2 protein-coding genes are annotated in these 529 nt (G+C 65.8%); both read left to right on the top strand.

The genetic code is table 11. The annotated features are described in order from the left end of the window. Positions 1 to 144, top strand: a 144-nt coding sequence (locus EN893_RS37270; RefSeq protein ID WP_206640277.1) for a 2-C-methyl-D-erythritol 2,4-cyclodiphosphate synthase, incomplete at its 5' end; no start/stop codon positions are given. Beyond that, positions 141 to 529 (top strand): CinA family protein (locus EN893_RS37265; RefSeq protein ID WP_164901562.1); only part of this gene is annotated, 389 nt, incomplete at its 3' end. The genes EN893_RS37270 and EN893_RS37265, both read left to right, overlap by 4 nt.

Raw genomic sequence — 529 nt, 5'->3', positions numbered from 1 at the left:
CTTTCGCAGATGCTGGCAATTACGCCGGATCGCATCTCGATCAAGGCCACAACCAATGAGAAGCTCGGCTTTGTCGGGCGCGAGGAAGGCATTGCGGCGATCGCCACCGCCAGCGTGGTGTTTCCCGGCGAGGTGCCGGAATGACCCACAACGAGCTGGCAAATGCCCTGCTGCAAGCCTGCCAGAGACGCGGCATCATGCTGGCAACGGCGGAAAGCTGCACCGGCGGCATGATCATCGCCGCGTTGACCGACATCGCCGGCTCGTCCGCCGTGATCGATCGCGGCTTCATCACCTATTCCAACGAAGCCAAGATGGACATGCTCGGCGTTTCCGCCGCCACGCTCGGGGCGCATGGCGCGGTTTCGCGCGAGACTGCGATTGAAATGGCGGCAGGCGCGCTTGCCCGTTCGCGCGCCGGGCTGACCCTGGCGGTCACCGGGATCGCTGGGCCTGGCGGCGGTTCGGCGGAAAAACCGGTCGGCCTGGTCTGGTTCGGGGTTGCGCTGGACGGCCGACCGATTGTCGC

This window comes from Mesorhizobium sp. M7A.F.Ca.CA.004.04.2.1 (assembly GCF_004022825.1).
In the GTDB taxonomy this organism is placed as follows: domain Bacteria; phylum Pseudomonadota; class Alphaproteobacteria; order Rhizobiales; family Rhizobiaceae; genus Mesorhizobium.
Note: the sequence above shows the minus strand (reverse complement) of the source record. Positions and strands in the feature narration are given on the sequence as shown.